Below are 12,468 nucleotides of genomic sequence, written 5' to 3' on the forward strand. Positions count from 1 at the left end.
GGATGCTCGCCAGTGTAAGTCGATAGCAGGCTATTCGATAGCCTCGTACGCAAGCCCGACGTAATTTTCTGCAATGGTTTTGCGCCCGGCCTCCGAGTCGACGAAGTAGTCCAGTTCCGCGGCGCTGATGCGCTGGTTGAACGCGTCGTGATCGTCGAAGCGGTGCAGCATCGAGGTCATCCACCAGGAAAAACGCTCGGCCTTCCACACGCGGCGCAGGCAGATTTCCGAGTACTTCTCCAGCAAGTCGGTGCGCCCGTCGCGGTAAACCTTGAGCAGAATACTGAACAGCGTACTGACATCGCTGGCCGCCAGGTTCAAGCCTTTGGCGCCGGTGGGCGGGACGATGTGCGCGGCGTCGCCGACCAGGAACATCCGCCCGTATTGCATCGGCTCGACGACAAAGCTGCGCAGCGGCGCGATGCTTTTTTCGATCGACGGACCGGTGACCAGTTTTTCCGCCAGTGCGCTCGGCAAGCGGCTTTTCAATTCGTCCCAGAAGCGCTCGTCGCTCCAGTCTTCGACGTTGTCATCAGCCGGCACCTGCACGTAATAGCGCGTGCGCGTCTGCGAACGCATGCTGCACAAGGCAAAACCGCGTTCGTGACGGGCGTAAACCAGCTCGTCGTGGACCGGCGGGGTGTCGGCAAGAATACCGAGCCAGCCGAACGGATAAACCCGCTCGAAGACCTTCAGGCAATCGGCCGGAATCGATTGCCGGGCGACCCCGTGGAAACCGTCGCAGCCGGCGATGTAATCGCAATCGACGCGCCAGGTTTCGCCATCCTTTTCAAAAGTGACGAACGCTTCGTCGCTTTTCATGCCGTGCGGAACGACATTGCTCGCCTGGTAAATCGTCGGCGCGCCGGCCTCCCGACGAGCGGCCATCAGGTCGCGGGTGACTTCGGTCTGGCCGTAGATCATCACGCTCTTGCCGCCAGTCAAAGCGTGCAGGTCGATGTGCACCTGGCGTCCGTCGAGGGCCAGTTCGAAACTGCCATGGACCAGCCCTTCGGCGTCCATGCGCTGGCTCACCCCGGCCTGACGCAACAGCTCTACCATGCCTTGTTCAAGCACGCCGGCGCGGATGCGCCCGAGCACATAGTCGGGCGTTTGCCGTTCGAGGATAAGGGTGTCGATGCCAGCGTTGTGCAGCAACTGGCCGAGGAGCAAACCGGACGGGCCGGCGCCGATGATCGCGATTTGGGTTTTCAGCGTTTTCATTGTTTTTATGGCTCGCAAGCGTCACGCGGCAAACACCGGTGAGGTTTTTTTATGGATCGAGTGCTTGCATTTTTCCCTTGCGGGTCTGTCAATTGAAGGTGAAAACTGAGCCGATACCTGTACATTCTGCCAATCGGTGCGATTATCGCCCACAACCCCGAGGCCTGGATTGAAGTGATGAACAAGCCTGAGCTGCCTTCGATTCCCGTGTTCAAGCTCTACGGTGAAAGCCTGGACTGGCCGACCCCTGACTTGCTGCACTGTGAAACCATTTCCTCACGCAGTCGCGAACACGAATGGGAAATCAAACCCCATCGCCACGCGGATCTGTGCCAGTTGCTGTTCGTTTTCAAAGGTCAGGCAGAGCTTGAAATCGAAGGCCAGCGCACGCAATTGCAAACCCCGGCGATCCAGGTCCTGCCACCGCTGTCGGTGCACGGCTTTCGGTTTTCCGAGGACGTCGAGGGCTTCATCGTTACCCTCGCCACACCGCTGATCAACCACTTGCAGGCGCAACTGGGCGATTCGGTGCATGCGCTGGCCAGCGCCGAGCATTACCCGGCCGGTGCGGACGGTGACTATCTCAACAGTCTGTTCAGCGCCTTGCAGGCCGAGTACAACGGCCATCAACCGGCGCGGGAAATGCTCATGCATTCGCTGGTCAGCGTGATCATGGTCTGGGTCAGTCGCCAGGCGATCGTGCGCCACAAAGCCAGTCAACGACCGCAGCGTCAGCGCGAATATCTGAATGGTTTTATTCAGTTGGTGGAAGAAACCTATCGCCAGCACGTGAAGGTCGAGGACCTGGCCCATCGCCTGGGCATTTCCGTCTCGCACCTCAACGGCACCTGCCGCGAACTGGCCGGGCAACCGGCGTTGCAGATCATGCACGAGCGCCAGCTACTCGAAGCCAAGCGCTTGCTGACCTACACCAGCATGACCATTTACGAGATGTCGGAGCTGCTGGGGTTTTCCGACCCGACCAATTTCACACGCCTGTTCCGGCGTCGGGTGGGAATATCGCCAAAGGCGTTCCGTGATCGGCTGAAGGCCGAGCAGTAATCCTACTTACACCCCCAAATACACTGTGGGAGCGAGCCTGCTCGCGAAAACGGTACATCAGTCACCATTTTCGATGATTGACACACCGCTTTCGCGAGCAGGCTCGCTCCCACAAGGGGGAATTGCAGCACTCTAATCAGCGCAATGCATTGAGCGTCGCATTGTGCGGAATACAGCGCTCGTAATTGCAGCTCGCGTACTCGCGCGGCAGCTGACGCAACTGTTCGACCCGCCAGGCCGCGGTGCCGTACAGCGCCAGCGTGGCGGCGCAGGTGATGAAAATAGCGGCGTATCTTTTTGTTTTGATGTTCATGGCGATGACCTCTGAACGACATACCCTGCGGTACTACTTTCAGCATAGGTCAGCGGCGGGGAGTTGCCAGCGAGTGCGCTTGAGGTGTTACCCCGTCATTCAGAACACTGATATCCCCTGTAGGCCTTCGCCTGCTCGCGATAGCGGTGAATCAGTCACTCATTCATCAGATGACAGTCCGCTATCGCGAGCAGGCGAAGGCCTACAGGGAATCGGGTTTACAAGCCAATGTCCCATTGCGGATTTTCGGGGAAGCGTTCCACCAGGAAATCCAGCAGGCTGCGCAGTGCCGCCGGCATGTGTTTGCGTGAGGCATACACGGCATAGATGTTCATTTGCCGCGGTTCGGCGTGGGGCAGCAGGCGCAGCAGTTCGCCGCTGCTGATATGCACGCCGGCCTGATAGGTCGGCAGCATCGCCACTCCGGCGCCGGCCAGTGTGGCGCGCAGCAGGGTGCTGGCCTCGTTGGCGCTGATGTTGCCCTGCACCGGTACCGAAACCGCTTCGCCATCTTCTTCGAAATGCCACAGGCTTTTGCCGAAATACGAATGGGTCAGGCAGTTATGCCGACTCAACTCCTCGACCCGCACAGGCGCCGGTTGTTCTTGCAAATAGGCCGGCGCCGCGCAGACCACCGAACGGCACACGGTCAGGCGCCGGGCGATCAGGTTGGGATCGAGATCGTTGCTGGTGCGAATCGCCAGGTCGATGCGTTCATCCACCAGATTCACCGTGCGATCGAGCATTTGCAGATCAATGCTCACTCCCGGATAGCGCTTGACGTACACCGCCATCGCCTCGGCCAGTTGCGCCTGACCAAACGAGGTGCTGACGCTGATCCGCAGCAGCCCGCGCGGCGCGGCGTCGGGTTCGCTGACGGCGGCCTGCATGTCGCTCGACAGTTCGAGCATTTGCCGGCAGCGCGGCAGGATCTCGTTGCCGGCGGCGGTCAGGCTCAATTTGCGCGTGGTGCGGTGCATCAGACGCGCGCCGACCCAGTCTTCCAGCTCCGCCAGATAGCGCGACACCACCGGCCGCGAAAGGTCCAGATGGTCGGCCGCCGCCGACTGGCTGCCCAGATCGACCACACTGACGAACACGCGCATTGCTTGTAGCCGATCCATGATTTGCCCGCTTTCAGAAACAAACTATGTTCAAGCATCGCATTTTTTGTACCGAGTCAGGCAACTAAGCTCTGATCATCGCCAGCAACGGCATTCGCACAGCGGAGCAACAGATGATCGGCTTCACCACACTCAAACGCGTTGTACTCGCCACGGCAGCCTTGGGTTTTGCGGCGCACGCAGCGGCGGCCAACCTGACCCTCGACGTCTACAATCCGGGCACCCAGGCGATTTTTCCGGTGACTTCGGTACTGATCAGCGGCGAGAAAGAAGCGATTCTCGTCGATGCACAGTTCGGCAAATCCCAAGCGCAACAGGTGGTGGAAAAGATCCGCGCCAGTGGCAAGCAACTGACCACGATCTACATCAGCCATGGCGACCCGGATTACTACTTCGGCCTCGACACCCTGACTCAGGCTTTCCCGAAGGCCAAGGTGCTGGCCTCGCAGCCGACCGTCGATCACATCAACCAGACCGTCGCCGGCAAACTGGCTTTTTGGGGCCCGAAAATGGGCGCCGACGTCCCGGCGAAAACCGTCGTGCCCGGGGTGCTCAAGGGCGACAGCCTGATGCTCGAAGGGCAGAAATTGCAGGTGATCGGCCTGCAAGGTAAACAACCGGATCGCAGCTTCGTGTGGATTCCTTCGCTCAAGGCCGTGGTCGGTGGCGTGGTGATCGCCGAGAACATTCATGTGTGGATGGCCGACACCCAGACCGCGCAATCCCACGCCGATTGGCTGGACACGCTGGACGCGATCGAAAGCCTGAAACCGACCACGGTGATACCGGGGCATTATCTGGGCGACAGCAGCCGTTCGCTGGTCAGCGTCAAGTTCACCGCTGACTACATCAAGGCGTTCGACGCCGAAACCGTCAAGGCCAAGGACTCCGCGGCACTGATCGCTGCGATGAAAAAACGCTACCCGTCGCTCGGCGAAGAAAGCTCGCTGGAGCTGAGCGCCAAAGTCGCCAAGGGCGAAATGGCCTGGTAAGCCGAATCCGCATACGCAGCACTCTCAAGCCAACTGGAGAACATCATGAGCAAGATCGCAATCATCGGTGCCACCGGCCGTGCCGGCAGCCAATTGCTGGAAGAAGCCCTGCGTCGTGGGCACAGCGTTACCGCCATCGCCCGCGACACGTCGAAAATCGGCAGCCGTGCCGGTGTGGTCAGCAAGAATGTCGATGTGCTCGATGCGGCAGCGCTGCAGGAAGCAGTGGCCGGTCACGATGCAGTGATCACTGCGGCGCACTTCGCCACTGTGTCAGCGGTGGCGATTGTCGGGCCGGTGAAAAGAGCAGGGGTGAAACGCTTGCTGGTGGTCGGCGGTGCTGGTTCGCTGTTATTGCCCGATGACACGCGAGTGATCGACAGCGAGGGATTCCCGGCCGAGTACAAAGCCGAAGCCAACGCCGGGGCTGCGTTTCTGGATGAACTGCGTCAAAAGAGCGATCTGGACTGGACGTTCCTGTCGCCATCGGCGGAGTTTGTTGAAGGTGAGCGCACGGGGAGTTTCCGCGTCGGCCAGGATCATTTGCTGGTGAGTGCCGAGGGGCGCAGCTGGATCACGTTTGCCGATTACGCGATTGCGTTGATCGATGAAGTGGAAACGCCGAAGCATGTGCGTCAGCGGTTTACTGTGGGTTATTGATTGAGGTGACGCTGAGGGATTGATCGTTCCCATGCTCCGCGTGGGAATGCAGCCGGGGACGCTCTGCGTCCTTTCGCGCATCTGGAACGCGGAGCGTCCCTTGAGGCATTCCTTTGCTGCGCGTGGGAACGATCAATGCGGGTGGACCAAACAACACGGTCGCTCCCCTCTCCCTCTGGGAGAGGGTTAGGGTGAGGGAAAAACGCTTCAGCGCAAATGCGCCTGCTCAACCAGCCAAAGCATCAACTCTTCCAATTGCGGTGACGGCTGCGCTCCGGCAGGCAGCACCACGTAATACGCCAGCCCCGTCTTGACCTTCAGCTCGAACGGCATCACCAGTCGCCCGGCACGCAAGTCGTCGCCGATCAGCGACCAGTCCCCGATCGCCACGCCCGTGCCATGCGAGGCCATCGACATCGCCTGATCCAGCGTTTCGAAATGCTGGCCGTTGCCGAGATTGCTCAACTGCAAACCCGCCACATCGAGCCACACCGACCAGTCCTGGATGTCGTGGGTCGGGTGCAGCAACAGATGCTTCTGCAGATCCGACGGTGAATTCAGCGCGGCTGAACCGTTGAGCAGCTGCGGCGAGCAGACCGGTGTCAGTTGTTCGTCGAACAAGTGCAAGGCGCCTGGCGAATGGTCCGGTGGCGGGCCATAGATCACGGCGGCATCGAACTGCTCGCGCTGAAAGTCCACACCGTGTTGCAGCGAGGCCGTCAGCTTCACCGGCACGTCCGGACGTTCTTTTTGCCACTGCAGCAGGCGCGGCAGCAGCCAGCGCATCACGCAGCTCGGTGCCTTGAGTTGCAAAGTCTGATGCTTGAGCCCGATCTGCTCGGTCGCTTTGCTGATGAGCCCGAAGACTTTCTCCACCTGTGGCAGCCATTCACGTCCTTCCGCCGTCAGCGTCAGCCCACGGGCCAGGCGGATGAACAGCGGATAGCCGAGCTGTTCTTCCAGCCCGGCGATCTGCCGGCTCACCGCACCCTGAGTAATGTGCAACTGCTCGGCGGCGCGGGTGAAGTTGCAGCACTGCGCGGTGACCAGAAACGTGTGCAGGGCGGGCAGGGGAGGCAGTCGCTTCATGGGGATCCAAGGTATGACGTGAGGACATGGCTAGTATGACTTTTAATCGATTGTTGCCGCTAGCGGCCGCCCGTTCAATGAGCCCCAGTCAACGGCTTTCCTGTAGGAGTGAGCCTGCTCGCGATAGCGGTGTGTCAGGCAACAACTGTGTGACGGACACACCGCTATCGCGAGCAGGCTCACTCCTACAAGGGACCGTGTTTTCAGCGAACAACAAGGGCAATCGACATGGCGACGTGTGGCGAAGTACTGGTCAAGTTACTCGAAGGTTACGGGGTCGAGCAGGTGTTCGGCATTCCCGGGGTGCACACCGTGGAGCTGTATCGCGGGCTGGCCCGTTCGAGCATCAACCATGTCACCCCACGGCACGAGCAGGGCGCCGGTTTCATGGCCGACGGCTATGCACGCACCAGCGGCAAACCGGGCGTGTGTTTCATCATCACCGGCCCGGGCATGACCAACATCACCACGGCGATGGGCCAGGCCTACGCCGACTCGATTCCGATGCTGGTGATCTCCAGCGTGCAGAGTCGCAGTCAGTTGGGCGGCGGGCGCGGCAAGCTGCACGAATTGCCGAACCAGAGCGCACTGGTCGGCGGCGTCGCGGCGTTTTCGCACACCTTGATGTCGGCGTCGGAATTGCCCGGCGTGCTGGCTCGCGCATTTGCCTTGTTCCAGGCTGGCCGCCCGCGCCCGGTGCACATCGAAATTCCATTGGACGTGCTGGTCGAAGACGCCGATGAACTGCTCGCCAGCCTGCCGGTGCAGATCGACCGCGCCGGTGCCGCGCCGGCCGCCGTCAGCCGCATGACCGAGCTGCTCGCCAATGCGCAACGGCCGCTGATATTGGCCGGTGGCGGCGCTATCGACGCCGCTGCCGAACTCGGCGAGCTGGCGGAACTGCTCGACGCACCGGTGGCGCTGACCATCAACGCCAAAGGCCTGCTGCCCTCCACGCATCCGCTGTTGATCGGCTCGACGCAAAGCCTGGTCGCCACCCGCGCACTGGTCGCCGATGCCGATGTGGTGCTGGCGATCGGCACCGAGCTGGCCGAGACCGATTACGACGTGACCTTCGCTGGCGGTTTCGAGATTCCTGGCAAGTTGCTGCGTATCGACATTGATGCCGATCAGACCGTGCGCAACTACCCGCCGTACGTCGCGCTGGTCGCCGACTCGCGCAACGCCGCGCAGGCCTTGCTCAGCGCCTTGTCGCACAAACCGCTGGCCGAGCGCCGCAACGATTGGGGTCAGGTGCGTGCGGCGCGTCTGCGTGATGAATTGGCGGCGAGCTGGGATACGCCGACCCTGGCGCAGACGCGTTTCCTCGAAACCGTGCTGCAGGAATTGCCCGACGCGGTGTTCGTCGGCGATTCGACGCAACCGGTGTACACCGGCAACCTCACCTTTAATCCTGAACGACCGCGACGCTGGTTCAACTCGTCGACCGGTTACGGCACCCTCGGTTACGCCTTGCCGGCGGCCATCGGCGCCTGGCTCGGTGGGCAGCTCGAGCAAGGCGCCCGCCCGCCGGTGGTGTGTCTGATCGGCGACGGCGGTCTGCAATTCACCCTGCCGGAACTGGCCAGCGCGGTCGAAGCACGCACTCCGGTGATCGTGCTGTTGTGGAATAACCAGGGCTACGAAGAGATCAAGAAATACATGGTCAACCGCGCCATCGAGCCAGTCGGGGTCGACATCTACACGCCGGACTTCATCGGTGTGGCCAAAGCCCTCGGCTGCGCCGCCGAAGCGATCGGCTCTGTAGCGCAATTGCGCAGTGCGCTGCGTGCCGCTACCGACCGCCAGGGTCCGACCGTCATCGAAATCGATCAGAACCAGTGGATGCAGGCGGTGGCCCAATGATCAACTTTCCGACGACTCTCGATGGCCTCTACATCAACGGCCAATGGTCGGCTGGCCGCGAGCATCTGCGGGTGATCAACCCGGCTACCGAAGCGCTGCTGACCACGGTCAATGGCGGTGACGAACTGGCGGTCGAGCACGCGGTGACCGCGGCGGCTGCGGCATTCAAGGACTGGTCGAAAACCACGGGTGCCGAGCGCGCTGTGATTCTGCGCAACATCGCCAACGGCGTGCGCAACGGTCGTGAACACCTGATGAACCTGCAATCGAGCAACAACGGCAAACCGCTGTTCGAAGCGGCGATCGACGTCGACGATGTCATCGCGACCTTCGAGTATTACGCCGAACTTGCCGAAGGCCTCGACGCGCAGCTCGACACGAATGTGCCGCTGCCCAGCGACGACTTCAGCGCGCGTCTGCGCCGCGAGCCGTGCGGTGTGGTCGGGCTGATCGTGCCGTGGAATTTCCCCATGGTCACCACAGCCTGGAAACTCGCCCCGGCGCTGGCGGCCGGCTGCTGCGTGGTGCTCAAACCCTCGGAAGTCACGCCGTTGCCGGAGCTGGAACTGGCGGCGATCATCGCCGAATCCGGCCTGCCCAAGGGTGTGTTCAATCTCGTCTGCGGCACCGGCCTGGCCGTGGGCGCGCCGCTGTCGGCGGACCCGCGCATTGCAAAGATCTCCTTCACCGGCAGCAACGCCGTCGGCGTGCAGGTGATGCAGCGCGCGGCGGAAACGGTCAAGGGCGTAAGTCTGGAACTGGGCGGCAAGTCTTCGCTGCTGGTGCTCGAAGACGCTGATCTAGAGCTGGCCGTCGAGCTGGCCTGTGGCGGCGGTTTCTTCAATGCCGGGCAGATGTGCTCAGCCACCAGTCGCGTGCTGGTCGCCGATGAACTGGCCGATGAATTCCTCGAGCGTTTGCAACAGCGTGCGCAAGCGATTCGCGTGGCCGACCCGTTCGAGGCGGATGTGGAAATGGGCGCGCTGGTCAATCAGGCGCAATACCAGCGCGTGCTCGGCCACATCGATCGCGGCCTGAGCGCCGGAGCCAAACTGGTATGCGGTGGCAATCGTCCGGCGCACCTGCCGCGCGGCTTTTTTTTGCAGCCGACGGTGTTCACCGAAGTGCCCCTCGACAGTGCGCTGTGGTGCGAAGAGATTTTCGGCCCGGTGTTGTGCGTGCGCAGTTTCAGCAGCGAAGCCGAGGCGATTGCGCTGGCCAACGACAGCCCGTTCGGCTTGGTCGCCAGTGTGGTGACGCGTAACGCCGAGGCCGCCGAACGTGTCGCCAATGCCTTGCAGGCCGGGCTGGTGTGGCTTAACGCGCCGCAGGTGATTTTTCCGCAGACGGCTTGGGGCGGTTACAAGCAGAGCAGTATCGGCCGCGAACTGGGGCCGTGGGGGTTGGCTGCGTTTCAAGAGATCAAGCATGTGATCCGGGCGGTCTGATCACAGAGATGTATCGCCTGGACTGACCCCTTCGCGAGCAGGCTCGCTCCTACATTGGAATGCATTTCCCTATGGGAGCGAGCCTGCTCGCGAAAGCTCCATAAGCCTCGCTTCAGATTACGGATCAGACAGAAAGCCGCAACCGCGCAAGATCCCGCAACGGCGGCGCGCCAAACAAGCGGCTGTACTCGCGGCTGAATTGCGACGGGCTCTCATAACCCACGCGATACCCCGCCGCCGACGCCTCCAGACCCTCGGTCAGCATCAAGCGCCGCGCCTCTTGCAGGCGCAATTGCTTCTGATATTGCAACGGACTCATCGCCGTCATCGCCTTGAAGCGGTGATGCAGGGTCGAGACGCTGAGGTTCACTTCTTTGGCCAGATCGTCGATGCGCAGCGGCTGCTCGAAGTTGCCGTTGAGCCATTTGATCGCCTGACTGATGCGATGGCTCTGGCTGTTGGCAATCGCGATTTCGTACAAGCGATGGCCCTGCGGACTGCGCAGCAGGCGATAGAGAATCTCGCGGCGAATCAGCGGCGCGAGCATGGCGATGTCTTTCGGTGCATCGAGCAGCCGGGCCAGACGCAGCACCGCGTCGAGCATCGAACTGTCGATGCGCTCGACGTACAGACCACGCCCGGTCGGCCGGGTCGGTACGCCCATCGGGCCGGCATCGGCGATCAGCGCGGTGATTTCGGTCGGGTCGATATCCAGGCGCACGGCGAGGATCGGTTCGTCCGGCGAGACATTGACCACGCGCCCGCTCAGCGGCATCGAAACCGATACCACCAGGTAATTCAGCGGGTCGTAATTGAAGAATTCGTCGGCCAGCCGCACCTCTTTGCGCCCCTGCGCCATGATGCACAGCGCCGGTTGCGCAAGCACCGGGGCGAAGTCGTGGGATTTGGTGTGACGCGACATGAACAGTGAGCCGATGGCGGTCTGGTAACTGCCATCGTCGCTGGTGTTGCGGCGGATGATCGCCGCCAGCTCCGCGCGCTGTTTTTCCATGTCAGCAGTGGGTTCGGCTTGAAAACGATCGAATGACGTCATGCACGGCATCCTCGGCAGGTAAGGTGGAATGCAGCAGAGCATAAGTTTGTGCAAGCGCGAGCGGTAGACACATTCTGTCAAATGCTTGCCTGATCCTGCCGGCGCTTGCCTGGCTGCCTAATCAGAGCAGGACGCAGCCGGGCAAACTTGCTTGATACGCCGTATGACAAGCCTGTGACACGGATTTACAGCTTGTTACACGTGCAGCGCGCAGCCACGCAGGATTGGGCAACTCGTCGACAGGAATCGACTAACGGCGCAAACGGCTCGGCCCTTAATCTGTGCCTCAGTCGCAGCCCGTCCCTGGCTGCCACGCGATTCATGGAGGGTTGATCATGTCCAAGCAGATGCCTGTCAGTCATATGGCCTTCGTTCGTGCTCAAGCCGGGCGTTCGGCGGAACTCGGTGTGCGCCTGAGCGCGTTGATCGAAGTCTCACGATCGGCACCCGGTTGCCTGAGTTTTTCCTTGCAGCAATCGCAGTGCGATCCAGAGCTGTGGCTGGTGTCCGGGTTCTGGAGCAGTCAGCCGATGATGACCGCCTATTTCAATAGTCCATCGATGGAAGTGTTCGCCGAGCTGGTGCAGGACCTGGTGGTCAACAGCCTCGATTTTCACACCTTCCGCGACGTCTCGGCTGCACAAGCCCTGCGCCAGTGCCCGGCGCCGGTACACAAACTCGTCGGTTGAGGGTTTAATGGCCGGCTTATCTGTCTGAGCCGGGATGTGTGACATGGCACGTAAAGAGTTCGAACGCTTCGAAGCGGTTTCCGCAGTGGTCCCCGTCGAGTTGGGCGGCAACAAGGGTTATTACGCGGCAATCGCGGTCAAGGCCTTGGTCGATGGCGGTGCGCCACGCTTTCACAAACTGCTCGATGAGCAAGTGTTTCCCGGTGCGATTGCTGCCGACGACGCCGCGATCAATGAGCTGGACAAACTCAAGGGCGTCACTGATGACGCCGAGTTGATCTGGTAAGCGTTTACTTGCCTGCGCCCGGACGCCACATCTTGAACAGCGCCTCCGGCCCCAACTGGAAATAGTCCGCCGGCCCGCCGCCGCGCAAAATCGGTTGTGCGGCGGCGGTGTCGTAGATGCCGTCCTTCAACAACCACTTGGCGATGTGCACGGCGACCACTTCGCCGAGGATCAGCCAGCTCGGCACCGTTTCGCCATCGGCGCGCTGCAACTGAATGATCTGCGTGACCTTGCACTCGAAGGACACCGGGCTTTGCGCCACGCGCGGCACGGCGATCACCTTCGACGCTACGGTCGTCAATCCCGCCAGTTCGAACTCGTTCACCTCAGGCGCGACCATTGCGCAGCTCTGGTTCATCTGCTCGGCCAGTGGCCGCGTGGCAAGGTTCCAGGCGAATTCGCCGGTCTGCTCGATGTTGTTCAGGCTGTCTTTGCGACCGACGCTGGAAAAGCCAATGATCGGCGGAATGTAGTTGAACGCGTTGAAAAAACTGTAAGGCGCCAGGTTGAGCTGACCTTCGGCACTCTGCGAGGAAATCCAGCCGATGGGCCGCGGACCGACGATGGCGTTGAACGGATCGTGGGGCAGGCCGTGGCCGTTGGCGGGTTCGTAGAAGTGGATGTCATCGGGCATGGCGGGTGGTCCTGCGAAGTGTTTTTC

At 61.4% G+C, this 12,468-nt stretch carries 13 protein-coding genes; 7 read left to right on the forward strand and 6 right to left on the reverse strand.

The features are described from left to right. Positions 1-30: 30 nt before the first annotated feature. Positions 31-1,224 (reverse strand): 4-hydroxybenzoate 3-monooxygenase, encoded by a 1,194-nt coding sequence (gene pobA, locus J3P75_RS06480; RefSeq protein ID WP_434709689.1) that lies wholly within the window; start codon positions 1,222-1,224, stop codon positions 31-33. Between the two features lie 177 nt (positions 1,225-1,401). On the opposite strand from pobA, the gene J3P75_RS06485 reads away from it, so the two are divergent. Beyond that, positions 1,402-2,286, forward strand: a complete 885-nt coding sequence (locus J3P75_RS06485) for a helix-turn-helix domain-containing protein (protein ID WP_258448167.1) — start codon at positions 1,402-1,404, stop codon at positions 2,284-2,286. Between the two features lie 136 nt (positions 2,287-2,422). Here J3P75_RS06485 and J3P75_RS06490 read toward each other — a convergent pair whose 3' ends face one another. Continuing rightward, positions 2,423-2,599: a hypothetical protein gene (locus J3P75_RS06490; RefSeq protein ID WP_016773438.1), complete on the reverse strand. Its 177-nt coding sequence runs from the start codon at positions 2,597-2,599 to the stop codon at positions 2,423-2,425. 218 nt (positions 2,600-2,817) lie between these two features. After that, entirely contained in the window at positions 2,818-3,723 is a 906-nt protein-coding gene (locus J3P75_RS06495; RefSeq protein ID WP_434709690.1) for a LysR family transcriptional regulator, read from the reverse strand. Positions 3,724-3,836: 113 nt separating this feature from the next. Between J3P75_RS06495 and J3P75_RS06500 the strand changes: the two genes are divergently transcribed. Together J3P75_RS06500 and J3P75_RS06505 are read left to right on the forward strand one after the other, a co-directional pair. Further along, positions 3,837-4,715: an MBL fold metallo-hydrolase gene (locus tag J3P75_RS06500; RefSeq protein ID WP_434709691.1), complete on the forward strand. Its 879-nt coding sequence runs from the start codon at positions 3,837-3,839 to the stop codon at positions 4,713-4,715. Positions 4,716-4,760: 45 nt separating this feature from the next. After that, positions 4,761-5,375 (forward strand): NAD(P)-dependent oxidoreductase, encoded by a 615-nt coding sequence (locus tag J3P75_RS06505; RefSeq protein ID WP_434709692.1) that lies wholly within the window; start codon positions 4,761-4,763, stop codon positions 5,373-5,375. A 207-nt stretch (positions 5,376-5,582) separates the two neighbouring features. On the opposite strand, the gene J3P75_RS06510 is transcribed toward J3P75_RS06505, so the two are convergent. Further along, positions 5,583-6,464: a LysR substrate-binding domain-containing protein gene (locus J3P75_RS06510; protein ID WP_434709693.1), complete on the reverse strand. Its 882-nt coding sequence runs from the start codon at positions 6,462-6,464 to the stop codon at positions 5,583-5,585. Between the two features lie 228 nt (positions 6,465-6,692). On the opposite strand from J3P75_RS06510, the gene J3P75_RS06515 reads away from it, so the two are divergent. Together J3P75_RS06515 and J3P75_RS06520 are read left to right on the forward strand one after the other, a co-directional pair. Beyond that, entirely contained in the window at positions 6,693-8,330 is a 1,638-nt protein-coding gene (locus tag J3P75_RS06515; RefSeq protein WP_434709694.1) for a 5-guanidino-2-oxopentanoate decarboxylase, read from the forward strand. Next, entirely contained in the window at positions 8,327-9,778 is a 1,452-nt protein-coding gene (locus J3P75_RS06520; protein ID WP_434709695.1) for an aldehyde dehydrogenase family protein, read from the forward strand. The genes J3P75_RS06515 and J3P75_RS06520 overlap by 4 nt, the downstream gene beginning before the upstream one ends. Before the next feature lie 124 nt (positions 9,779-9,902). Here J3P75_RS06520 and J3P75_RS06525 read toward each other — a convergent pair whose 3' ends face one another. Then, on the reverse strand, positions 9,903-10,832 hold the full coding sequence (locus tag J3P75_RS06525; RefSeq protein WP_090285754.1) for an AraC family transcriptional regulator: 930 nt from the start codon (positions 10,830-10,832) through the stop codon (positions 9,903-9,905). 335 nt (positions 10,833-11,167) lie between these two features. Between J3P75_RS06525 and J3P75_RS06530 the strand changes: the two genes are divergently transcribed. Further along, complete coding sequence (locus tag J3P75_RS06530; RefSeq protein ID WP_093098867.1) at positions 11,168-11,521, forward strand: antibiotic biosynthesis monooxygenase family protein; 354 nt, start codon at positions 11,168-11,170, stop codon at positions 11,519-11,521. A 43-nt stretch (positions 11,522-11,564) separates the two neighbouring features. Further along, complete coding sequence (locus tag J3P75_RS06535; RefSeq protein WP_016773447.1) at positions 11,565-11,807, forward strand: hypothetical protein; 243 nt, start codon at positions 11,565-11,567, stop codon at positions 11,805-11,807. Positions 11,808-11,811: 4 nt separating this feature from the next. On the opposite strand, the gene J3P75_RS06540 is transcribed toward J3P75_RS06535, so the two are convergent. Beyond that, a complete protein-coding gene (locus J3P75_RS06540; protein WP_206415153.1) occupies positions 11,812-12,441 on the reverse strand; it encodes a flavin reductase family protein in 630 nt (209 codons plus the stop codon). Between the last annotated feature and the right edge of the window lie 27 nt (positions 12,442-12,468).

It is taken from the genome of Pseudomonas sp. R1-1 (assembly GCF_051132135.1).
Lineage (GTDB): Bacteria > Pseudomonadota > Gammaproteobacteria > Pseudomonadales > Pseudomonadaceae > Aquipseudomonas.